Below are 21,562 nucleotides of genomic sequence, written 5' to 3' on the forward strand. Positions count from 1 at the left end.
TTACGCATGCCGCTATGCATCGACAGATATTCGCCGTATTGCTGTTCGCCATTCTTGCCAGCACCCAGGCCGATGCCAAGCCCCCACGGCCAAGGGATACGCCAATGCTGACGAGCGTTTCCGACCTTGCACTTCTGGGGCCAAAAGTCAGACCGCTTCCTCAACGCTTGTGGCCAATCAGACGCGGAGAGACGATCAGACTCCAATATCCGCTTTTTTATCTTGCCCAGGAAGTGAGTCCTTACGGCTGGCGGTTTTCAGACCATCGAGATCAATGGCGCTTACATACAGGGCATGATTTGATCGCTCCCTCTGGAACAGGAGTCTTGGCTGCACTCTCTGGAAAAGCATTGTTAGTGCAACCCATTTCTGGGTACGGATTGACTGTCTTACTGGATCATGGCAATGGCTGGCAAACGCTTTACGCACATTTACTTAACGCTCGCATCAGGCCCGGCCAACTCATCCAAACCGGAGACCTACTCGGGAATGTAGGAAAAAGCGGCCACGCAAGCACCTCTCATCTCCATTTCGAACTCCGTCGATTCAAGAATGGACAGATCATGGCGATTGACCCAGGCCCACTTCTGAATCAAAACGCGTTGCGTTGAGTCACTGCCAACAATGAATGACTGGCCAGATGTGAGTCAATGTACTCAAGAAAAGACAGCCAACCGGCCCCTAATTAGACATTTATAAATTTAGATCGGTAAATCAAAGTTTCGAAGCGTTGCCTTAAGCCTGCAAAAACTGGGACCTTGAACCTTCCTGCCGAGAACTTCATGAAGTTGAGTGAAATCAGTGCCGCAAAGGCGCCTGATGATTGATTCATGCAACACGTCTCAATATTGGAGCTCGAGATTCCATTTAGATTTTTTGGAGCGTTAGTCGTGGGTTCTGCCCTAATGATCATGGCTCGTTCTTTTAAAGAAGCTGCATTACTTGGCGGAACCTTTCTCTGCGGACTTGGCGCCCTTGAGCTAGCGCTTCGCTTCAGTGGTTACTGAGCTGGTGTCCATCGAAACGCCTCCTGAGCGGATCGCCTAGGCCCCTGCTGTTCTTCGCACAAGGAAAGGCTCGTTAGGGTGCGCCAGATTTCACTGATGCCGCAGGGTTTGCAACGCAAAGCTTCCAATATCAATCTCCCATCCGTCTCGGCGGGAGGTGCCTTCTGACATCACCTTCAAAGCAGGCATTGCCGTCTGGGCTCATACCTTCCCCCACTTGCTTATGGGAAGCACCTGCCGCAATGGTTGTGGCCGGGGATGACCCAGGGGAATTACCCGGCCCCTGGAGACTGATGCTCCTCGGAGACGGCAGTCCAACCCGTCACCTGCGCCTCCTCACAGGACACGCCGTGGCCGTGGAATTAATTGCCATGGCCACAGAAGTAGGGGGACTGGATTCGATCGGCTTCCCACGCGAAGTCCAAGAACTCACGCCTCCCTTGCTCCGCCGTCAAGTCTGGCTGAACTGTGGCGGGCGAACTGTGGCGTGGGCTGAAAGTTGGTGGAATCAGGACGAAGCCAACCAGCAGTTGCAAGACCGAAACCTGCCAATCTGGCTCAGCCTCACGCAGGGTCGCACTGAGCTCTTTCGCGAAGTGGATGGTTTAGCGCTCGTCCAAGAACCCTGGCTTGAAGACCGGTTTCGCTGCTCTGGACCGTTTTGGAGTCGCCACTATCGGTTTTTCCGTCAAGGACGGGAGCTCACAGTGATTCGTGAAGTGTTCAGCCCTGCCTTGGAACAATGGCTAGGAGCCACTCCACGCCAACCACTTCATCTTTCTAGATGAAGAAAGCTAGTGTTTTTACTAAATTCGTGCTTGCGATCTTGCCGTAGGTCATGCGGTCGGGATCATGTCGCTAATTGCGGTGGTTTTATGACGACATCCCAATGGCTAACCCTGTCCGACCTTGGACGCAGCTTTGGGCTTTCAGCCAGACATTGCGGCCACGCTCTCGACCATGAAGGATGGCTCGACAGCAATGGACATCCAACGCCAGAAGCGATTGCAGCCGGTGCAGCCCAGCTCCACAACAACCATCACCACAGGCCCTCAAACCGCTGGAACGTGGACATCTGCTCCACCGTGATCTGCCCCCATGGCAATCACCCCATCAATCGCAGCGAACAGGTTGCGCAGTGGGTGACATTGCTCGAAGCCATGGAAGAAGGATCGGCCTCGGTCTCCACGAGCCCGGAGCAAATGGCCGAAGATCTGCCATTGGATCTGATCGAAGAGGTGAACCTTCAGCTCAGCGATCGAGGCTGTCGCTTTCAGGTCCAACGCTTCGTAGAGAGCTCTCCAGCCTCTAATCAACCCAACCTGAGTGCTTCAGCCTGACGTCGTGCCTTCTCGAGTTGCTCTTTCAGCAGGTCTTCATCGGTATGACTGAGGTTGGTGTGGATCAACCGGGCATGAGGCGCATGGCGACGCAAGCGCTCGATGACACGATCGGGCGTGGCCTCCCTCACCAATAACGCCAAAGCAGCACTGCCCTCAGGAAGGGTTTCCGCGAGTTCTTTCAAAAAGTTGTCGTTAATGCCCATGTCATTGAGCGATCCAGAGGCAGCCCCTGCACCAGCGCCAACTGCGAGACCCAGCAAAGGATTGGCAAAGACCAAACCGATCAACAAGCCCCAGAAGCTGCCTCCCATCGCTCCAGCCGCCGTCATGTTGATTGCCTGACGCAGGTGAACATGACCGTCTTCGCCGTGCTCCAGCACCACTGCATCCTCAAGCGCAATCAGATGCTCTTGCTGGATTGTGACCAACTCGCGACGGACCTCCTCCGCTTCTTGAGCTTTTGGGAAGCCCACAACCACCAAATTGCTCATACCAACAAACTCTTTTTAGAAGGTTAGGGATCAATCGTTCCAGCGATCAGTCTCGTGATCATTCCCGTCGTCTACTGGAGCGAGGCAATGGGCGCCTGGATGGGCCAGGTCCACGGGACACAGGCGGGGTCGCTGCGGCTGTTGATGGAGAGGCTGCAGAACGGGACCAGCGCTCCACACGGAAGCTTTCGTCATCAGGCCAGCTGTTGTCATCCCCCCCATGGGTGGACTCGGGCTCAGGCACCGGCGCAACGACCTTCCGGCGTGAGATTGCATCGAGAGGGCGTTTACGACTTGATATCGCAGTCGAATCCTCCCGCAGTGGCGGTTTTACCGGATCCCGCCAGTCCTCTTCGTCGTCCATCAGCCAATCGATCTTGTCGCCAACCCAGCGGCCCACTGATTCGAGATCCATTGAAGGACGCGCGCCTCCGGAAGAACGTCGACCGGGTCGCGTACCAGCCACACCATCGACCAGTTGGCGACCGGTTTCAATCCACTGATCAAATCGCCGATCACCAATGTCCTGATTGCGCTGCCCCTGACTGCGCTGCCGCGGTTGAAAACGTCCATCCATCTTCTGACCTTAACGACGCCGGTGCTGCAGCCAACGCTCTCTTTGCCAACCAATTAACGCGATCGACACCCCACCAGCTTCTAGGACCCAAAGAAACAAATCCATCTCAATCCTGAGCGGGGGCAGGTACATAGCTGAGTAGACAACTCACATGCCAGTGACCGTCATGATGCCGATCACAGCACAACCTGCAAGCCGCTTGCCTGACCCTGCGCCGATAAGGAGTCCGCTGTCCACACATAGGGCAGATGGCAATCCAGCGAGGGGGAGTCTGCTGAACCGGAAAACGATGGCGGATACTCACCTTGAATCGGGTTTGCGAGGCATTAATCGCCTCCATCTGGGCCCGAAAGCAAGGGCCATGACTCTCTCGTTGACCCAACACAAGATCCACCCAGGCGTGGATCATTTCATGACAAAGGGTGCTCTCTGTCGCGCAGCGAGGCAAAGGATCGAGCAAGGGTTTTGAGAGCACAATCTCCCGTCCAAGCGGCGGAGCCACCGCCGTGCCGCGGCGATACAAGCCAGCCGTCTTTCGCATCCGTCCATCACTCCAGCGCAAGGCGACTAGGGGTCCAGTACCCCGCACCAAGCAACCACCGAAGTGTTCTCGATTGAGCCTGTGAAACAACGGCAGCAGTGGCTCGAGGGGCATGGGGACTGCGAAAAAGCCAAACAGGACGAAAGCCGGCCCAGTCTGCCTCGTTCCTGCATCCAGTCAGTCAGAATCTGCACTCATTCGGATGCACCCGATGGAACTGGGCTTGGTTCGCGAGATCGGTAGTAAGGCATTGCTAGCCGGGGGTGGAGCCTTGCTCCTCTACTGGACATTCACGGCGGTGAAGCTTGTGCTGAGCGCCCGTGGCATCAATCCGCTGATTAAGCAGTTCTTCACGCAAGTGGCAGCGGGCAGGATCGATGCCGCTTACTTGCTCACCACCAAGAACTATCGCCAACATGTGAACCGCCAACAGTTCATTCGTTACTTGGCGGGTTTGAAGCTGAACCGCTTCCGCAATCTCAAATCTGGTCGCCCGAGGCTTCAGGAAGGCAACATCATCCTGACGGTGAAGTTGATCGCAGAGGACAAAGAAGAGATGCCTCTGGATTTCACTTTCATCAAGATGGATGATTCTTGGAAGATCGAGCGAATTGTCGCCGTGAACAGCTGAGCACGAGGCGTTGAGCAGCTCGCAGCCGCTGAGATCATCCAGCAGTTCTCAATCGAGAGCGGAAGAATTGCGGCGCCTGCTCAATCGGGCTGCTCACGCTTATTACGTGCTCGACGCTCCGGAGATGGAAGATCCGGTCTATGACCAGCTTTACAGGGAACTTCAAGAGTTAGAGCACCAGGATTCAACATTGGTGAGCCCAGACAGCCCCACCCAGAGGGTGGGTGGGCGTCTAGCGGAAGGATTCAGGAGCGTGAGCCACAGGATTTCCCTGTTCAGCCTCGACAATGCGTTTAACCGAGACGAGCTCCATGGCTGGTATGGCCGATTGCTCAAGGTGCTCGATCGGGCACCAGCAGAAGGATCTACCCCAACAGCCCTGGCGATGGTGGGAGAACTCAAAATCGACGGCAATGCCCTCGCCCTGAGCTACGAAAACGGCGTGCTCGTTCGAGCGGCAACGCGCGGGGATGGCGAACAGGGAGAAGAGATCACCGCCAACGTGCGCACCATCAGCTCCATTCCCTTGCGCTTGCACCTCGAACCTGCACCAGCCTGGGTGGAAGTGCGCGGGGAAGCCTTCATCCCCGACACCACCTTTCATGCGATCAACAACGAACGTCTAAGCCGCGACGAATCTCTCTTTGCCAATCCCCGCAATGCCTGCGCGGGAACGTTGCGCCAACTGGATCCAAGCGTTGTTGCCGCAAGACGGCTGGATTTTTTCGCCTACACACTTCACCTTCCGGACGATTGGCAAGGTCGGCGACCGCTCACGCAATGGGAGGCCCTGCAGTGGCTGGCAGATGCGGGATTCAAGGTGAATCCAAATGCGGGTTTATTGCCAGATCTTCCAGCGGTGGAGCAGTTCTTCGAGACCTGGGACACAGAGAGACGGCAGCTCAATTACGCCACCGACGGTGTGGTGGTGAAGCTCAATGATTTGAGGCTGCAGGATGCCGCAGGCTTCACCCAGAAAGCACCACGCTGGGCAATTGCGCTCAAGTACCCAGCGGAAGAAGCTCCAACCAAAATCCTTAGGATCAGCTGTCAGGTGGGTCGCACGGGAGTGATCACCCCCGTAGCCGAGTTTGAGCCCGTACTGTTGGCCGGCACCAGCGTCAGCCGGGCCAGTCTGCACAACGCCGACAGGCTCCTGGAGCTCGACCTCCACAACGGCGACACCATTGTGGTGCGCAAGGCCGGAGAGATCATCCCTGAAGTGGTGCGGGTGTTGCCGGAACTACGACCAGCGCTGGCCCAACCCGTGGAGCTACCCAAGACCTGTCCAGCCTGCGGATCCACCTTGGTGCGCGAAACCAGCGAATCGGCCACGCGCTGCATCAACAGCAGTTGCCCAGCGATCCTGCGCGGTGCCCTGCGCCACTGGGTCAGCAAGGGAGCCTTGGATGTGGATGGGCTGGGCAGCAAGCTGATTGAACAACTAGTGGATCGAGGCCTCGTCCAGTCGATTGCAGACCTCTATCGCCTCGATATGGCCCTGCTCGGCAGCCTGGAGCGCATGGGAACAAAGAGCGCCGAGAATTTAATTCAAGCTTTGGATGCATCCCGCTCTCAAGGATGGGCCAGACAGCTGTACGGCCTCGGCATCCATCACGTTGGAGACGTCAATGCCAAGGCGATTACCACTGCTTTTTCCAACGCAGACGACCTAAATCAAGCGGCTTGTTATGCACCCGACAGCATCACTGCAATTTTTGGTGTCGGCAAAGAAATTGCCCAAAGTTTGCAGCAGTGGTTTTCCAACCCTGCAAATCAGCGGCTACTCAAAGAGTTGCGCAGCCTCGGATTCAGCCTGTCGCTCAACGAAGAAGAACAAGCGCGCGCTATTACGGCGGCCGCCAACGATCACCTATCTGGTTCCACATTTGTACTGACCGGCACCCTGCCTACACTCACCCGCTCTCAAGCCAAAGAACAAATTGAAGCCTGCGGCGGCAAAGTGTCGGGTTCCGTTAGTAAAAAAACCAGCTATCTCGTGGCAGGCGAAGAGGCTGGAAGCAAACTCACCAAAGCCCAGGAACTGGGAGTCAAAATCCTTGACGAAGAAGCGCTTCACAATCTGCTGAAAAACTCTGCTTAGAGACGCCTCTCAGGCATGCCACGCCCTATTCAGAATCTCCTTGGACGGGAGGACGCATCCCAACAGGCCTTGAATATTCACCAAAACGTTGACGCTCAATTTGCCACCTTTAATCTGTTCAGATCAGCCATTAAAGACGGCCAAAAGAATCCACACCCATGAGAAAAGTAGACTTAAACTTGTCCTCCATGCCCAACAAGGCGTGATGGCACCAATGATCATTGATGAGTTCCATCAAGGGATTACCACGAGAGAAAGAGAGGACTTTGAAGTTGACGATAACAGCGTTAAAACCTGCTTGATTCCAAATCAAACCTTCAAATACAATTTCACCAAAAGCAAACAATCATGAGCTCACCTCAGGCCTTCCGCTGGATCAAAACCGAATGTGGTCGCGCTAAGTACATTGACTTGGCTTCTCGCAAAGGCATTGCGGCAAAGCTTCGCCTGGGATGGTTTGTAGTGATTGCCGCTGCACGTGACCTTCCAGTCCAGGCCCCAGACTGAACCACTTACTTCGCAATCACAACCACTCCCAACAAGTTTGAAGCCCTAGAAGAAGTCACCGAATCAGCGCTTTCAACACTTAAAAAGAGCCATTAAAAACAAAAACTTCTCCCGATCCTATTTTCAATGACACTGGAAGTATCCATCAAATCGATTGTTTTCAAGAGCTGTTATTAAAGTTCGATCGTCTCGTCCGTCAAAGCTCGCTTCGCTGCGCGCCCGACCAACCAAACCACTCCAACCGTGGCTAAGACGCCCACCACACGAAGGATCCAGGCCTGTGCTGAGGCTTCTCCAGCGAGCACCTCACCAAAACGAGCTGCATCACCTGCCAGTGCGCCCAACGCGCAAAACAAAATGGTGCCTGGCAGAATTCCTACTAATCCAATGCTGTACTCACGCAAACTCACCTCGCTGAGGCCATAAACCAAATTCAGCAACGAGAAGGGAAACGCTGGAGATAGACGCGTTAAAAGCACAAGCTTGAGCCCCTCTCGGCTGACAGCCCGCTCCACAGCCTGAAGCTTTGGATAGTGAGTCAAACGCTGGCTCGTCCAATCGCGCAACCAATATCGGCCGAGCAAGAACGCTGACTCTGCGCCGAGACAGGCCCCCACAAACACAATCAGGCTTCCCCACCAAGTGCCATAAAGAGCTCCAGCCAACATCGAAGCCCATACCCCTGGGAGCAGCAGGGTCACCCAAACCGCATAGAGCGGGATGAAGACCAATCCGCCCAGAGGGGAGCGCAGCCACAGCGTTAGGGGCTCAAACCACGACATCCCCTCAATCATTGGTTCAAGCCCATCCGAAGCCACCTTTCCATGCTGACCGGTTGGGAGGGAAACGGAGTCATGACCTCTTTTAAGATAAAGATTGGACAACCGTCCAAGAGGTCATGCTGTGCAACGCCTTTTTGCCCTGATCAAAAGCAACAGGTGTCGCATCGCGGTCTTGCTGAGCACGTCCATGCTCGGAAGCTGTGCCATCACCGATCGCCAAGATTCAACCCTCTTGCAAGTGGCTCAAGCCAGCAATGAAAATGAACAACAATCCGCCAGTCGATTTCATTCCGAACGGAAGATCAGCAAGGATTTTCAACAGCAATTAAAAGAAATGCAGCCTGCTATCAGGTTGCATCCCTCGATCTACGCCGCAGAGTCACTGGAACAGGAACTAAGAGTTCGAACCAATAGCGGACTGGGACCAGATCTTGTGATCACAGATAGCAATCAGGCCTTGACCCTTCTTGCGAAAGGCATCACCACCCCGATCCAGCTGACGGAAGAAAAGCGGGTATTGATATCCCCCTCAGCTCTTGAGCGCGTCAAAACTGACAACGGAACTCTTGCCGGTCAACCGGTCTCTCAATATTTGCAGCTGGCATGCTTTGACAAACGCAAGCTGAAAGAGCCGCCAAAAACGCTGACGGAATTGTCGGCAGCCAGTGGCAAGGGAAAAGTTTTTGGGATGGTCACCAACATCCAGGATCTGTACTGGAGCCTTGGAAGCTTTGGTGCTGGAGAGGCCTTAGCCACCTCGTTCGCAGGCAAAAAAGCCTCTGTTGCAGCCCATGAACGACTCACCCAATGGATGCGATGGCTCAAGGCATCCAGCTATCAGCAAAACATTGTGTTTTTGAGAAATCAAGCCTCACTTCGGCAAGGACTTATCGGAGGAGAGATGAGTTGGATCAGCTGTTGGAGCTCCCAACTACCGCAACTACGTGAAGCGCTCAAAGATCATCTCGGAGTCGCCCCATTACCCAGTGGAGACTTTGGACGAGCAACACCAATCACTCGCTTACAGGTCTGGGCTCTTGGTAAAAACTCAAGCAAACGTCAACGCGCAGAAAGCCTGAGATTGCTCAATTTCATGGTGCAGCCCTGGGCTCAGAAAACCTTTGCCCTCAAATACAAAACGAGCTATCCAGTCAATCCTGCAGCGGCACTAATCGTCAGAAAACAATTATCTCTCGGGTTTGACAAATTCAGTGAAGAGGAAAACGAGCGCGTGAGTCGCGGTGATGCCATTATCTCCGCAATCGATGCTAGGCCAAGACTAGAAAAAGATATTCAGTCAACACTTAATGAGTTGATTTTTGATGGATTATCTCCCGAGCAAGCAGCCACAGAACTCCAAAACCAGATCAAAGCCAAGCCATGACTTTACCTATGTCTTACCTCATCACCATCGGCCCTGGGCCCATTCTCAACGAGCTAGTGAGCTGGGGGGCGTATCTCAACCGGGGCACTGTTCTTCTTCAATTACTTGTGGTTGGCGTTGTGATGGTCGCGGAACAACGCGGTGCACTTCGAAGGAGTGTGAGACACAGGCTATTTCCTGAATACATCCGAGTGCTGATCGGCCCTCTACTTCTCTTAATCAGTTCTGCCCTATTTCTCCTGGCAGGCCTGCCATGGGGACTACTGCGTTACTTCGGACTGCTCTGGCTGGGCTGGATGTCATTCACACCTCTAAAAACGTTACTTCTAAATATCAACAAAAAATTTCCGGTTAATGAATTAGAAAGCACATTTTTAAGGCCTGTTTACGTTATCGTGGCCTCCCTTTCTTTTGTGAGGTTGATGGGAAGCACAGAAAACCTGTCGCAAACTCCTATCGCCAATCTGTTTGGAGTAGAGCTCACTCTTGGCCGAATTTACCTCGCTGTAATCGCGATTTACGTGATCATCACCCTGGCGTCTAGGCCTGCAACCTTTTTAGCTTGGCTCAGTGGGGTGTTGTTTGGAGTCCGTCCACGCAATCGAAGAGGTCTAGAGCTGTTATTCCGCTACAGCGTGATCATCGTTGGGGTCATCGCAGTTGCTTACTACATCGGTATCGACGGCACCGCCTTCATCGCCATTGCGGGCGGACTCTCTGTAGGAATCGGCTTCGGTGTCAAGGAAATCGTCTCGAACTTCATTAGCGGCATCTGGTTGTTGTTTGAGGGTTCAGTGCGGCCAGGTGAAATTTTAATGATCAATGGTGACCCTTGCACAGTGCGAAATCTAAGACTGAGAGCCACGCAACTCAGACGAGGACGCGATGGGGCCGAACTATTAATACCCAATCAAACTTTTTTCACAACAGAAGCAACATCCTTCACCGCAACAGAAACATCAAGGCGCGACAGTGTAGTGGTTGGCGCGGCCTACGATCACGACCCCGACATGATTGTGGAGCTATTAAAAACAATTGCCAAAGAGCACAAAAAAGTTTTGGAGTATCCACCAGTTAACGCATTCGTTATCGACTTTGCTGATTCTTCGATCAATTACAAGTTGTGTTTCTGGGTGGCCAATCCCCTCGACTCCTTTGAAGTTGGCAGTGATCTACGCCGAACAATCTGGAAGCAATTTGAACAGAAAGGAATCACCATTCCGTTCCCACAACGTCAGGTGTATCCAATGGAATGGCCACCAAACCTTCAACAAAGTCTGCACTCAGCTGGAGGCGGAGGTGTAATACCTCAAGGCATACAACCAGAACTGACGGGCAGCGACGAAAAACCCAACAGCGAGGCCTAACCCAAGCCAGAGCATGGGGGCGTTAGCCCGCCCCAGCACGACTTCAGCCGGAACAGTCGTCAGAAATGCCACTGGAATCACCAAGGTGAAGAGCAAACGCAAGGGCGCTGGATAGGCTGCTACGGGATAGCGACCAGATGCCAACACAGCCCGCAAAACCTCAGTGGCATTCCAGGTTTTCACAAACCAAATGCTGGTCGCGGCAATTAAAAACCAGAGTGAATAGAGGATCAACCCAGCAGCGAAAAGCATCACCAACACCACCGCAATGCCGAGAGGTGTCAAAGCAGCACCAGCCTGATGCCCGCCCCAAATCACCAATAACAAGCCAAGAACAATCTCCGGCAACCCTGCTGGTGAGATGGTCCGCAATGACAACCAGAACTGACTATCAATCGGCTTCAGCAGTACAAAATCAAGCGTTCCTTCACGCACATGGGTCACGATCGAAGACAGGTTGGGGCGTAACCAGGTGCTGGCCACCCCATCGAGAACCGTATAAAAACCCTGAACAATCAAGGCTTCGTGCCAGCTCCACCCACCCAACTCACGGCCTGGTCCAAAAAAGAGAGAGAGCATGAACAGGCTGCCTAGCAAGCTCAAGCCAACCGCAATCAACTCAATCACAACATTGAATTGATACTCCAACTGTGAGGCCACGGCTGTTCCCCAAAATCGCCGGAGACTTTTGAAGTAACGCCCCATTCAGGCCCCCATCGCGCTGTACCGCCGAACCCCAGCGCGCCAAAGCAGAAGCACAAGCGGCAAAAGCAGCGCAATCCAGGCGAACTGGATTGCAAATCCAGCCAACAAGTCAACAGGTTGTTCCGCTAAAACACGCGCCGGAAAGTCAATCAGATAGGGGAAGGGCGTCCACTGAGCCAACGCACGAACGAGGGGTGGAAAAGCGGTGAGAGGAGCAAGCAGACCAGACAAGAAGAGGAAGGGAATGAACAACAACCTCTCCAGAGCACTGGCCTTTTCACTCCAAAAGCAAAGTGAAGCAATCAGGCTTTGCAACAAAAAAGCAATCGAGAAGGCCATCCATGTGGCCAACCAAGCCAGAACAAAATGACCCAAGGATGGCAACCAGAAGGCCTTGGGCTGAATCAGAAAGAAAATCGCGGTGATGGCCGCAGCAAAAGGCAAACGCGTGAGCTGCTCGCCAAGATGACTTGCGACATATCGCCAGAGCGGATGGAGTGGCTGAAGAAGATATGGAGACAATCTGCCAGTGAGAGCATCCTCTTCAAAGTCGTAAACCATCCAAACAACAGAAAACTGTCGCACCAAAAAGGCACTCAAAAAATAACGATCAAGGCCTACACCATCCATCCCCAACACACCGCGAGCATCACTGCCATTCCAAAGGCTGAGCATGATAAACGGGAGAACACCCGAAAGAGCCCACAGGGCGATTTCGGCTCGATATTCCAACATATGAGCGTATTCCGTGCCCAATAAAACTCTAATAATCTTGCGATTCAATCCAAAAATCCGCATCAAACACCTCCCTGGCGAAACAGATCACCGATCAGCTGGTCAATCGGGGGATCATTCACCTCCAGATCACGCACGTCAAAGCGTTCCAAAAGTTGTGCCACAACGGCAGTGAGCTGATCAGGCTGTACTCGCAAGTTCACCTCGCAGTCGCGACAACTGTCGAGCCTGCCAAGGCCAGAAAATGCCTCAGCCCCAACGGGAGCAGCAAGTTCGAGGCGAACATGGCGCTCGGGCGCAAGCCGACTTGCCAAGCGATCAAGCGGTCCATCGTGGAACAAATGCCCCTGATGAATCAACAACACACGCGGACATAAGGCCGTGATATCTGCCATGTAATGACTCGTGAGCAGCACAGTGGCACCAGTCCTTTGGTTGTAATCCGACAAAAACTTCCGAACCCGGGCTTGCGCATTCACATCCAAGCCAAGGGTGGGCTCATCAAGGAACAACACCTCAGGCTGATGAAGCAAAGCCGCGAGCAGCTCGGCTTTCATGCGCTGGCCTAACGACAACTTACGAACAGGTCGGGTGAGCTCCTCTCCCAACTCCAACAAATCCGACAGCTCGGAAATACGGCGATTGGCATCCCGATCGTTAATGCCGTACACCGCAGCATTCACCCTCAAGGAATCCATCGGTGGCAGATCCCACAGCAACTGCTGCTTCTGCCCCATCACCAACGTGATCCGGCGCAAAAAGTCTGGATGACGCTTTTGCGGTTGATGACCTGCAACGACCACCTGGCCCGCACTCGGATTGATCAAGCCACACAACATTTTCAAGATGGTGGTTTTGCCCGCGCCATTGGCACCAAGAAATCCCACCATCTCCCCAGGTTCAATGACAAAGGAAACGTCTCGTACCGCGGACACATCGCGATAACGACGATTCACAAAATGCTGGAGGGTGCCAGCCAGGCCAGGCTGCTTATCAGCAACCCGATAGATCTTGCTCAGCTGTTCAACCGTGATCAGTGAAGATGAAGGGTTCAGGGATCACACCAGACTCTGAGAGAAGAGTAGAAGCTTCAAACCTATATGCGCAAAATCTGAAGTTAATTCCAGTCAAGATGGAATCTGCACAAATCAACTCAATCATCGCAAACAAAGCTGATTGATAAAGACTGCACACTCATGCGCTGAACTCAACTCCCGTCTACAATGATAAGCATCATCAAAGACAATTAGCTAATCCTGGACAGAATCCCTGGCATGCCAACAAGAGCTGGATTAATCAACACCATCACAACCGCAACAATGATGTTGCCGCTCTTGCTTGCGGGCTGCTCATCAGCCAACAAGCCAGCCAGCACTCTTTATATTGCCTACCCAATTCCAGACAACGAATTCACACAGACCTCTAAACAGCGCACGGAAAAGAGAATTCGCCTTTCGACTGAGCTATTCCTCAAAACAAATCCCAACACGCGTGTTGTCACAGTTGCCTACAGAGAGAATTCAATGAACGATCAGATCAGCGAAGATAGCAAACTCAACCTTGGACCAGACCTAATTTTAGGACCTGATTATGCACTGCGAAATCTTTATCAAGACTCACTACTGAGCGCCTTTCCCAATAGCCTCCAGTGGAGACAACAGTACGACGAGGTCATCAAAAACATCTCTTTCGTTGATGACAAACTTCTTTTCGCTCCCTATGCAATCCTTCCACAGATTTCTTGTTACAACAACAAGGCCGTAAAACAACCGCCTGAAACAATCCAAGAATTGGTAGAGCTTGGCGCCAGCGGCGTTCGAATCGGACTATCAACGCGCACCAATGAGATCTTTTGGACGGCTGGTTCTACCGGTGCAATCCCAGACATCAGCTCGCTGGTGAACAAGACAAGTCAAAACAAACTGCAAGCCAAAATCAAAGAATGGATCACATGGTTACGACAAGCGGCTTATTACCAAAACATCTCCTTTTACAGCCAGCAATCTAAACTTATCAATGAATTGGCAGCGAATAATCTTGACTGGATCTCCTGCCATTCTTATCAAGTACTGGAACTCAAAGAGAAAATGGGGGAACACCTCGGCATTGCCATCCTTCCGAATGGAGTTCAAACTAAAGCTTTTGCTTCGCCGTTCTTGCTTGCTTTTGGCCTGGGCACTGATTCAAGCCCGTCACAAAGGGAGATTGCTCTAAGTTATGTGAAATCGAATACCAATGCGGTAGGACAAAGGCAACTGATGCTTCGAACAGAGGATTTCCTACCAGCGAACAAGGATGTTGATATTCCAAATCAAAGCTCACAAACACTCAAGGCCTACAACGAATCCTGGAACAAACAATCACTCAGCTATCTCAAGGAGTGGCCCATGATCCTTCAATACCTAGGAACACCCGAGAACTATCTTAAAGTCGACACAACACTAGCAAAATTAACCAGTGGGATCATCAGCGTTGACGAAGCAGTTCAGACTTTAACCAACTTGGGCAAATAAGGAAAATAATGAATAACCTCCTTTTCGAGATTTCATCCTGGACTGGATACATTGATCGAGCAGCTGTTACATGGCAGTTGATCTTAATTCCCTGCGCACTGATCACTGACGGCTTCATTCGCAAACAGCTCAGCAGAAAAAATGCCTCACTCAGCACTTGTCTGGCCGTAGGTCCTCTGACACTGATTGTCATCAGTATTTTGCTTGGGGTGGCATCCATTCCCACAGGAATCACAATCCGCTTTGGATCGATCTGGGCAGCATGGAACCTGCTGTTGTGGATCGAACAGAAGCTAATCCAACGCAACCCGAAGGATCGAATAGCCCGATGGCTCAGGCGACTGGCAAGACCGGCCATCCTGGTTTTTGCACTGCTTTACTGCATCGATCGACTCAGCAGCCTCTCATCCATCGGTCTCATTAATGTGGGCACATTGCTGGATTCCAAACTGGCGCTCGGTAAACTTTTTTCTTCCCTCATCGGCCTCTATCTGATTCTGATCGCCAGCGCACCGATCGCATTTCTGATCTCATGGTTATCACAAGCAGCCCTAAAATTCAGTGATCAAAGTCGCCATGCGATTGAAATCATTGTTCGATATCTGCTCATCAGTTTTGGCCTCCTGGCTGTGGCCCTTCAGGCTGGTTTCAACGCAACAGCATTACTCACCATTTCAGCAGGATTGTCGGTTGGCCTTGGTTTCGGAGTGAAAGAAATCTTTGCCAATATCTTCAGTGGAATCTGGCTCTTGTTCGAAGGATCCATCCGACCGGGAGAGATTCTGATGATCAAAGGCGAGCCTTGCCGAGTCAACAAATTATTACTTCGAGCCACACTCTTATCACGGGAACGGGATGACGCTGAACTGCTCATTCCCAACCAAACCTTGTTCAATCAAGATGCTGAATCATTCACCGCTGGCGAAAACTTCAGACGAGACGAAGTGGTTGTCGGTGCTGCCTATCACCATGAACCGCAGCAGGTGATGGCACTTCTCGAGCAGGTTGCCTGCCAACATCCAAGGGTCCTACTACATCCTGCACCCAAAGCTTTCGCGATCGACTTTGCAGAGTCGTCGATCAACTACAAGCTCAAGTACTCGGTCCGTCATCCCCTCGAGGCTCTCACCGTGAGTAGTAACTTGCGTCAGGAGATCTGGACTGCGTTCAACGACCATGGGATTGGCATCCCCTTCCCACAACGCCAGGTCTATCCGATGGAGTGGCCACCCAACAGTCAATCAAGCCTGCAATCCCAGCGAAACCCGCACGATCACTCCTAATCGTTTTCGGGCTAGCGCAGCTAGCACTGCAGTGTCTGCAGCTCACTGCCTACCCAAAGGCATCCCTGGATTGAATCTGACAAGACACAAAAAGTCGCAGAGTTCCTGCAAACAGGCTGCCTTTCACCAACTCAATCGATCTTTCTCAGTCCTTCACAACAGTGAGCAACTGAGTCGTCAAGGGACTGGGAACACGCCAGACGAGTCATTGACAATGACATTACAAGCCTAAAATTAACTTAAAAGAGATCACGAACCCCAAGCTCAAGAGACAATACCAAATTAACAACCTATACTATTGATATCCACGGTTACATGATTACCATAAAAGATCAACGATAGGAACATTTTTGGCAAACACAAGCCTGTCCAAACCCTAACACTCAATGCAATCAAGAATGTCTATTTTAACGATAAAGCTCCTACTCATAGCATTTGCCGGAGTAATCGCTGGATGCAATTATAATCAATCAAAAAGAATTGAATCTAGCAACGAATCAAGGCTTGCGACAAATACGGTGAAAGATTGCGCGGGTGAGCATTCCGCAGATGCAAAACTTCGAACAGTTTCCATTGTCCCTCAATTCTCCGCCTCGAGAATTCATTCTGATTACTGGCCTCTTCTTACAGAAATAGGAAAGCGCACAAATATATGCTTCAAGCTCGAACAACAAAAATCAATTCCGTCATTTGAAGTAGGGCTCAAATCAGGGTCTTACGATTATGCCTTTATGAACCCATACCATCAGGTGATGGTAAGCGATATCTATCAACCTATCATTAGGGACAAGCAACGTTTGCTCACAGGGATCATTGTGACCAACAAAGGCAGCAATATTAATTCCGTACAGCAAATCAATGGACGCACATTATTGCTGCCGGCACCCAATGCATTTGGCGCATCACTACTGACACGGGCATACCTTGACAAGAAGAATATCAAGTTCAATCCAAAATACGTGAAAACGCATCAAAATGTTTATCGCGGGGTCGCACGAGATTCGGAGCTTATTGGGGGCGGGGTCAACAACACATTCAACCGCGAAAGCGACGAGCTTCGCTCCAATCTATCTGTCTTGGTTGAGACCCCTGGGTACCCAGCTCATCCCTTTTCAGCACTGAAAGAGCTACCCCCTGAAGAAATTAAGAACGTTCAAAATGCGTGGATCACGATTTCAAAAGATTCCAATTCAAAAAATCTATTTAGGCAAGTTCAGATAAAAATCCCTATCAAGGCTAACTACACTCAAGATTACGCCCCACTTAAAAATCTTAGGCTGGAAAAATACGTGCAATGAACTGGCACTTGAAAAGAAAATTTAACATTAAAAAAGCAGTCCTTGTCTTCCGCCATAACGCTGTTCCACTGACACTGATGGCATCCTGCGGCCTTATTGCTCTATTCGGAGCAGACCGATGGATTCTTCGAAATTTAGAAGAACAAAGAAATCTTAATTTCAAGCAAGCAATCAGCAGAATTGCATTACAACTTAGCGAAAATGTCCTACTTGAAAACTACAACAATATTGATACACTTCTCCTACGAATTCTTGATGAAGACCTTCATGTGACATGCCTGTTGGTTTCGGATAACAACGGGAAAATATTGTCAATTGCGAGTCGTGAGCAGCCGGGTGCTCCTGCATCGATTCAATATGGCAAACCACCAGAAAAATGTCAGGCAAGCAGACAAGAGCCAAATAACAAAACAATTTACAATGGAAACTTTTACGCAGAAAGAAGAATCGAAAACAACAATCTACCCCTTGGATATGTAACAGGACATGCAGTCAACGACGAGAATGACTTAGCACTAATTCGCAAAATTGAGATTATTCTCTTTGGAGCATTTGGAGTTGCCTTTCTACCGGCTTTTGGATTACTTAGCTGGTCGAGTCTCCGTCAACTAGAGATAGAGCAAGAAAAGACTGCACGAGTTTCAGGGTTAATTAAGCAGCTTCAGGAAGCCCAAGGTCGAACATATGCTGCTTTTGAAGGAACCAATGACGGCTGGGTTGAGTGGAATCTACAAACAAATCAATGCTTACCATCACTTAAGATGAGACGACTATTAGGCATACACAAATATCACAGAATCGCGCAAAGAGCCACTCATTCACTAAGCGAAAACTGGAAATATTTTATCATCAAAGATGATTATCAAAAGTTTCAATTTTTCCTGGATACCATTAAACGCAAAACCGGCAGACCTCACTTGCCCGAAGTATCTGGAATTGAGGTTCGCATTAAACCAATCGGTTCAGAAAAAATTCAAACCTTGAAGGTTGAAGCGGTAGTCACAAAAAGCGTCAATAATGAGCCTTCAGTGATAGCTCTTGTTGCGAATAATATTACACGGGCAAAAGAACAACAACAGCGAATTAACCATCTCGCTTTTTATGACACCTTAACAGGCCTTCGAAATCGATTCTCCTTTGAGGAAGAACTCAAAAATGCTGTAAATGGCCTCAATAGAAATGAATATCACTTAGCAATATTTGCCATTGATATTGACAATTTTAAATTCTTAAATGACTCTCATGGGCATGCGGCAGGTGATCAATTTCTAATCCAGGTTGCCAACCGAATCAAATCTTGCTTACGAGCCAATGACTTTGTAGCTCGTCTTGGAGGGGATGAATTCGTCATCATTTTTAGACTTCCATACAAAAGCAACAGCGAGATAGAAACCCTAACCACATCAATAGCAGGAAAACTCCTAGCCAAATTATCAAATGCCTTTAGCCTCACAAATTGTACTGTTTACAATACCTGCAGCATTGGAATTTGCATCGCCAATACTGAATCTAAGTCTACAGCAACATTATTAGACAAAGCGGACATGGCTTTATACAAAGCCAAAGGAATGGGGCGCAATTGTTTCTATATCTATCAAGCAGGAATGGCATCAGCTCTTATTTCAAAAGCCACTACCGCAGAAAGACTCAGAGCATTCATTGACGCAGGCGAAAGCGGACTTTTCTTGCAGCCAATTATAAGACTAGACACCAATGGCTCTTTAAATAACAAGGGACAACAACGAATCGCTGGATATGAAGCCCTTTTTCGTTGCCCTCGTCTTAAAAACAGTATTCAATACTTAATATCATGCGCGGAAGAAGCGGGCATTATTAATTCCATTACAGAGTCCATACTCGACGGAATCAAAGATGAATTAAGCAAAATACGTCATAACAAAAATACTTATATATCGATAAACATAAGTCCTATCCAATTTTTAGAAAACAAATTCCCCTCAAAGTTCTTGCATCAGCTTCGCGATAGAGACATTGATCCCGAAAGAATCTGCATAGAAATAACAGAAACCGCCGTCTTAGAAGACACCAATTGCGCACTAGATCATATTACCTCCCTTCAAAAGGAGGGAATTCGCTTCTCTCTAGATGATTTCGGCACTGGCTATGCCTCAATCGAACTCCTTAGAAAGCTACCATTTACCTATTTAAAAATAGATAGAACCTACATTCAAAACATCCATCAAGAATCAGAGATCAAGCTCATCAAATCTATTATCAGCATGGCCAAAGCGTTTAATATGGAACTCATAGGAGAAGGGGTAGAAACTATCGGACAAAAAACCATCCTTGAATCCCTTGGCTGTGAATATGCCCAAGGATTTTTATTTAACAAAGATGGCAGTTACAACCATGTCAGTTAATCAAGGAGCATTCCATCGAGAGTTGGTCAACCACTGATAACAACTCAGTTCAGATCGCACAGCCTTTTAGGTGCTAACTCTGCCCGCGCCTGCTTCTCTGCAAGGTTGGGATTGGCTCATAGGCCGGGGAAGCCCTTGATCTCCTTCTCGGGCTTGGCGATGTCTTTCGCTAGGCGGGCCTGAAGTGCTTCCAGATCAACCAGGCCTTCGATGGGCAGCAACAGGGGCAGACTCGGCGTCCGCTGCGGTCATTAACTGGACGGATTTCGCTCGAGTCAAAGACGTGATATCAGACGTACCTTGCCCAAAGACTTCCACCAGAGCTGGGCGGTCAGTCACGAATCGCACGGGTAACGATTGGGATGGTTTTAAACCCGCAACGGCTCGCCAATGACGGACCAGGCGTATTACAGCGATCAACTCAGCAAAGGACGTTTCCAATTCATCATCCAAAGCAACCTCGTCCACAACTGGCCAAGATTGAAGTGCCAAGACAAGGGGTTCGCTCTCCGCGGTAACGCTGTGCCAAAGCTCCTCTGGGAGATGCGTCATCAGGGGATACAGCATCAGAGGCATTGGACTGATCACGATTGCCAGCACCCTCCCGCACTAGAGCGCAGCGAAGGCCGTCGGTGCCATAGCTCAATCAGAAGCAGCGGATCAATACCAAACCAGCGCTCTTGCTCATCTTGCGGTTCTGCCCGTCCCGAACCAACCCGTGGATGTAGCGAACGCTATGACAAATCAGCCCAATGAAAGTTGATAGACCTCTGCATTCGGCCTGATCAAAGACGAAGGAGACGGCAGACTGCTTGAAGCAGATCACCACGATGACGCAATGAAAGAAAGGATCATTCAAGACGTGGATTTGATCCACTCCAACTCCGGGGTATTGATTGGTACTGCCGTTCTGATAGCGCTCTGGCTTGTACTTGGACTCATGGAGCGGAGAGGGCAACATCTTGGAGGGATGATCGCGAAAGCAATCCGTCAGCCATTGCTCCTAGGGCTCAGCACCTCTCTTTACTTGGGCTGGCTCGGACGCCAAATCGCCAACAATGTGGGGTGGCTGGATGGCAGCAATGCTTTAAAGCTCTCCGCCACAATCACGATCCTCGCCGTCACGTGGGCGGTGAGCCGATTGGGCCACACCGTCATGGAGACCAGACGTTTTGAGCGATGGCTCCAGATGGACGACCCTAAGGATCGCGCGATGGCCATCAGCTTTATTGGCCGCATCTACACAATCTTGATTCTGTTGATTGGTGCTAGCGCCTTGATGCTCACCTTCGGGGTTCCCGCCACAGCACTGGCGGCTCTAGGAGGAGGCGCGGGAGTCGGACTGGCATTCGGGACGCAGAACATCTCCCAAAACTTCTTCTCCGGCTTCATGCTGTTCTTTAACCGTCCCTTTAAGGAGGGGGACTGGATCAGCACCGACGGAATGGAAGGAACCGTTGAAAATATCGGCTGGTATCACACACGACTACGCACATTTGAGCGGCGACCAATGTATATCCCCAACGCAGTATTTGCAACGAATAGCATCGTCAATCCCGGACAAATGTATAACCGCCGGATCCTGGCAAATATTGGCTTGCGATACGAAGATATCCCCGCCATGGATACCATTACCAAGCAAGTGCGCGAGCTCCTAAACAACCATAATGCGATTGACAATAATCAAATCATCCTGGTGCATTTCAACGCATGGGAGAGTTCTTCGCTCAATCTTCAGGTTTATTGCTTCACTAAAACCACAAACTGGCAAGACTACTTAGACATCCAGCAAGAAATATTTCTTGAGATTGCAAAAATTGTAAAAGCTAACAATGCCGACTTTGCTTTCGATTGCACCACCCTCTATCCAGCCCCCAATTTAAAACCAGAGCAGCTATTCCCCTCGACCTAAC

General features: G+C 50.6%; 21 protein-coding genes and 1 pseudogene. 13 read left to right on the top strand and 9 right to left on the bottom strand.

Annotation, left to right across the window (positions count from 1 at the left end; genetic code table 11):
• Window positions 1–14: 14 nt before the first annotated feature.
• The 3 genes from SIC18_RS02250 (at window position 15) to SIC18_RS02260 (ending at window position 2,347) form a co-directional block, all read left to right on the top strand.
• Entirely contained in the window at window positions 15–611 is a 597-nt protein-coding gene (locus SIC18_RS02250) for a M23 family metallopeptidase (protein WP_413430061.1), read from the top strand.
• Between the two features lie 638 nt (window positions 612–1,249).
• Window positions 1,250–1,795 carry a chorismate lyase gene (locus SIC18_RS02255; RefSeq protein WP_413430062.1) on the top strand — a complete coding sequence of 182 codons (546 nt, stop codon included), beginning with the start codon at window positions 1,250–1,252 and terminating at the stop codon, window positions 1,793–1,795.
• 87 nt (window positions 1,796–1,882) lie between these two features.
• The gene (locus tag SIC18_RS02260) at window positions 1,883–2,347 is read left to right on the top strand and encodes a hypothetical protein (RefSeq protein WP_048347492.1); all 465 of its coding nucleotides are present in this window, start codon (window positions 1,883–1,885) and stop codon (window positions 2,345–2,347) included.
• Here the strand turns inward: SIC18_RS02260 and SIC18_RS02265 are convergent.
• The 3 genes from SIC18_RS02265 to SIC18_RS02275 form a co-directional block, all read right to left on the bottom strand.
• The gene (locus tag SIC18_RS02265) at window positions 2,320–2,841 is read right to left on the bottom strand and encodes a DUF1269 domain-containing protein (protein ID WP_048347493.1); all 522 of its coding nucleotides are present in this window, start codon (window positions 2,839–2,841) and stop codon (window positions 2,320–2,322) included. The two genes, SIC18_RS02260 and SIC18_RS02265, sit on opposite strands and share 28 nt — an antisense overlap.
• Window positions 2,842–2,899: 58 nt before the next feature.
• Window positions 2,900–3,418, bottom strand: a complete 519-nt coding sequence (locus SIC18_RS02270; protein ID WP_413430063.1) for an RNA helicase — start codon at window positions 3,416–3,418, stop codon at window positions 2,900–2,902.
• Window positions 3,419–3,524: 106 nt separating this feature from the next.
• Window positions 3,525–4,073 carry a SprT family zinc-dependent metalloprotease gene (locus SIC18_RS02275; RefSeq protein WP_250395751.1) on the bottom strand — a complete coding sequence of 183 codons (549 nt, stop codon included), beginning with the start codon at window positions 4,071–4,073 and terminating at the stop codon, window positions 3,525–3,527.
• A 97-nt stretch (window positions 4,074–4,170) separates the two neighbouring features.
• On the opposite strand from SIC18_RS02275, the gene SIC18_RS02280 reads away from it, so the two are divergent.
• Together SIC18_RS02280 and ligA are read left to right on the top strand one after the other, a co-directional pair.
• Window positions 4,171–4,590: a DUF4864 domain-containing protein gene (locus SIC18_RS02280; RefSeq protein WP_048348378.1), complete on the top strand. Its 420-nt coding sequence runs from the start codon at window positions 4,171–4,173 to the stop codon at window positions 4,588–4,590.
• A 10-nt stretch (window positions 4,591–4,600) separates the two neighbouring features.
• Window positions 4,601–6,694, top strand: coding sequence for an NAD-dependent DNA ligase LigA (gene ligA, locus SIC18_RS02285; RefSeq protein WP_413430064.1), 2,094 nt, complete (start codon window positions 4,601–4,603; stop codon window positions 6,692–6,694).
• Window positions 6,695–6,824: 130 nt separating this feature from the next.
• Here ligA and SIC18_RS02290 read toward each other — a convergent pair whose 3' ends face one another.
• The gene (locus tag SIC18_RS02290; protein WP_413430065.1) at window positions 6,825–7,040 is read right to left on the bottom strand and encodes a hypothetical protein; all 216 of its coding nucleotides are present in this window, start codon (window positions 7,038–7,040) and stop codon (window positions 6,825–6,827) included.
• 2 nt (window positions 7,041–7,042) lie between these two features.
• On the opposite strand from SIC18_RS02290, the gene SIC18_RS02295 reads away from it, so the two are divergent.
• Complete coding sequence (locus tag SIC18_RS02295; RefSeq protein WP_245407166.1) at window positions 7,043–7,201, top strand: hypothetical protein; 159 nt, start codon at window positions 7,043–7,045, stop codon at window positions 7,199–7,201.
• A gap of 173 nt (window positions 7,202–7,374) precedes the next feature.
• On the opposite strand, the gene SIC18_RS02300 is transcribed toward SIC18_RS02295, so the two are convergent.
• On the bottom strand, window positions 7,375–7,983 hold the full coding sequence (locus tag SIC18_RS02300) for a TVP38/TMEM64 family protein (protein ID WP_084764271.1): 609 nt from the start codon (window positions 7,981–7,983) through the stop codon (window positions 7,375–7,377).
• A gap of 172 nt (window positions 7,984–8,155) precedes the next feature.
• On the opposite strand from SIC18_RS02300, the gene SIC18_RS02305 reads away from it, so the two are divergent.
• On the top strand, window positions 8,156–9,367 hold the full coding sequence (locus tag SIC18_RS02305; RefSeq protein WP_413430066.1) for an extracellular solute-binding protein: 1,212 nt from the start codon (window positions 8,156–8,158) through the stop codon (window positions 9,365–9,367).
• The gene (locus SIC18_RS02310; protein WP_048347499.1) at window positions 9,364–10,734 is read left to right on the top strand and encodes a mechanosensitive ion channel family protein; all 1,371 of its coding nucleotides are present in this window, start codon (window positions 9,364–9,366) and stop codon (window positions 10,732–10,734) included. Before SIC18_RS02305 ends, SIC18_RS02310 begins: the two co-directional genes overlap by 4 nt.
• Here SIC18_RS02310 and SIC18_RS02315 read toward each other — a convergent pair.
• The 3 genes from SIC18_RS02315 to SIC18_RS02325 are packed head-to-tail and all read right to left on the bottom strand — an operon-like array spanning window position 10,651 to window position 13,211.
• Window positions 10,651–11,439, bottom strand: a complete 789-nt coding sequence (locus SIC18_RS02315) for an ABC transporter permease (RefSeq protein ID WP_048347500.1) — start codon at window positions 11,437–11,439, stop codon at window positions 10,651–10,653. The genes SIC18_RS02310 and SIC18_RS02315 overlap by 84 nt on opposite strands.
• The gene (locus tag SIC18_RS02320) at window positions 11,440–12,237 is read right to left on the bottom strand and encodes an ABC transporter permease (RefSeq protein WP_048347501.1); all 798 of its coding nucleotides are present in this window, start codon (window positions 12,235–12,237) and stop codon (window positions 11,440–11,442) included.
• Window positions 12,237–13,211 carry an ATP-binding cassette domain-containing protein gene (locus tag SIC18_RS02325; protein ID WP_413430488.1) on the bottom strand — a complete coding sequence of 325 codons (975 nt, stop codon included), beginning with the start codon at window positions 13,209–13,211 and terminating at the stop codon, window positions 12,237–12,239. The genes SIC18_RS02320 and SIC18_RS02325 overlap by 1 nt, the downstream gene beginning before the upstream one ends.
• Before the next feature lie 237 nt (window positions 13,212–13,448).
• On the opposite strand from SIC18_RS02325, the gene SIC18_RS02330 reads away from it, so the two are divergent.
• From SIC18_RS02330 to SIC18_RS02345, 4 genes are all read left to right on the top strand, one after another.
• Complete coding sequence (locus tag SIC18_RS02330) at window positions 13,449–14,687, top strand: hypothetical protein (RefSeq protein WP_413430067.1); 1,239 nt, start codon at window positions 13,449–13,451, stop codon at window positions 14,685–14,687.
• A 77-nt stretch (window positions 14,688–14,764) separates the two neighbouring features.
• Window positions 14,765–15,970 (top strand): mechanosensitive ion channel family protein, encoded by a 1,206-nt coding sequence (locus SIC18_RS02335; protein ID WP_245407168.1) that lies wholly within the window; start codon window positions 14,765–14,767, stop codon window positions 15,968–15,970.
• A gap of 398 nt (window positions 15,971–16,368) precedes the next feature.
• A complete protein-coding gene (locus SIC18_RS02340) occupies window positions 16,369–17,268 on the top strand; it encodes a phosphate/phosphite/phosphonate ABC transporter substrate-binding protein (RefSeq protein ID WP_413430068.1) in 900 nt (299 codons plus the stop codon).
• A gap of 8 nt (window positions 17,269–17,276) precedes the next feature.
• A complete protein-coding gene (locus SIC18_RS02345) occupies window positions 17,277–19,649 on the top strand; it encodes a putative bifunctional diguanylate cyclase/phosphodiesterase (protein WP_413430069.1) in 2,373 nt (790 codons plus the stop codon).
• Window positions 19,650–19,693: 44 nt separating this feature from the next.
• Here the strand turns inward: SIC18_RS02345 and SIC18_RS02350 are convergent.
• A pseudogene (locus SIC18_RS02350) lies at window positions 19,694–20,252 on the bottom strand (class I tRNA ligase family protein); the annotation flags it as partial.
• A gap of 235 nt (window positions 20,253–20,487) precedes the next feature.
• Here SIC18_RS02350 and SIC18_RS02355 point away from each other — a divergent pair.
• Window positions 20,488–21,561: a mechanosensitive ion channel family protein gene (locus tag SIC18_RS02355; protein ID WP_048347508.1), complete on the top strand. Its 1,074-nt coding sequence runs from the start codon at window positions 20,488–20,490 to the stop codon at window positions 21,559–21,561.
• The last annotated feature ends 1 nt before the right edge of the window (window position 21,562 follow it).

Source organism: Synechococcus sp. Cu2B8-bc1011, from assembly GCF_047302735.1.
In the GTDB taxonomy this organism is placed as follows: Bacteria; Cyanobacteriota; Cyanobacteriia; order PCC-6307; family Cyanobiaceae; genus Synechococcus_C.

What these genes read in the sequence shown, in the direction of transcription:
- SIC18_RS02315 (WP_048347500.1), bottom strand. Translation starts at nt 11,439, where the DNA reads ATGGGGCGTTACTTCAAAAGTCTCCGGCGATTTTGGGGAACAGCCGTG.
- SIC18_RS02280 (WP_048348378.1), top strand. Translation starts at nt 4,171, where the DNA reads ATGGAACTGGGCTTGGTTCGCGAGATCGGTAGTAAGGCATTGCTAGCC.
- SIC18_RS02275 (WP_250395751.1), bottom strand. Translation starts at nt 4,073, where the DNA reads ATGCCCCTCGAGCCACTGCTGCCGTTGTTTCACAGGCTCAATCGAGAA.
- SIC18_RS02260 (WP_048347492.1), top strand. Translation starts at nt 1,883, where the DNA reads ATGACGACATCCCAATGGCTAACCCTGTCCGACCTTGGACGCAGCTTT.
- SIC18_RS02270 (WP_413430063.1), bottom strand. Translation starts at nt 3,418, where the DNA reads ATGGATGGACGTTTTCAACCGCGGCAGCGCAGTCAGGGGCAGCGCAAT.
- SIC18_RS02310 (WP_048347499.1), top strand. Translation starts at nt 9,364, where the DNA reads ATGACTTTACCTATGTCTTACCTCATCACCATCGGCCCTGGGCCCATT.
- SIC18_RS02300 (WP_084764271.1), bottom strand. Translation starts at nt 7,983, where the DNA reads ATGTCGTGGTTTGAGCCCCTAACGCTGTGGCTGCGCTCCCCTCTGGGC.
- SIC18_RS02340 (WP_413430068.1), top strand. Translation starts at nt 16,369, where the DNA reads ATGTCTATTTTAACGATAAAGCTCCTACTCATAGCATTTGCCGGAGTA.
- SIC18_RS02250 (WP_413430061.1), top strand. Translation starts at nt 15, where the DNA reads ATGCATCGACAGATATTCGCCGTATTGCTGTTCGCCATTCTTGCCAGC.
- SIC18_RS02265 (WP_048347493.1), bottom strand. Translation starts at nt 2,841, where the DNA reads ATGAGCAATTTGGTGGTTGTGGGCTTCCCAAAAGCTCAAGAAGCGGAG.
- SIC18_RS02320 (WP_048347501.1), bottom strand. Translation starts at nt 12,237, where the DNA reads ATGCGGATTTTTGGATTGAATCGCAAGATTATTAGAGTTTTATTGGGC.
- SIC18_RS02255 (WP_413430062.1), top strand. Translation starts at nt 1,250, where the DNA reads ATGGTTGTGGCCGGGGATGACCCAGGGGAATTACCCGGCCCCTGGAGA.
- SIC18_RS02295 (WP_245407166.1), top strand. Translation starts at nt 7,043, where the DNA reads ATGAGCTCACCTCAGGCCTTCCGCTGGATCAAAACCGAATGTGGTCGC.
- SIC18_RS02330 (WP_413430067.1), top strand. Translation starts at nt 13,449, where the DNA reads ATGCCAACAAGAGCTGGATTAATCAACACCATCACAACCGCAACAATG.
- SIC18_RS02355 (WP_048347508.1), top strand. Translation starts at nt 20,488, where the DNA reads ATGAAAGAAAGGATCATTCAAGACGTGGATTTGATCCACTCCAACTCC.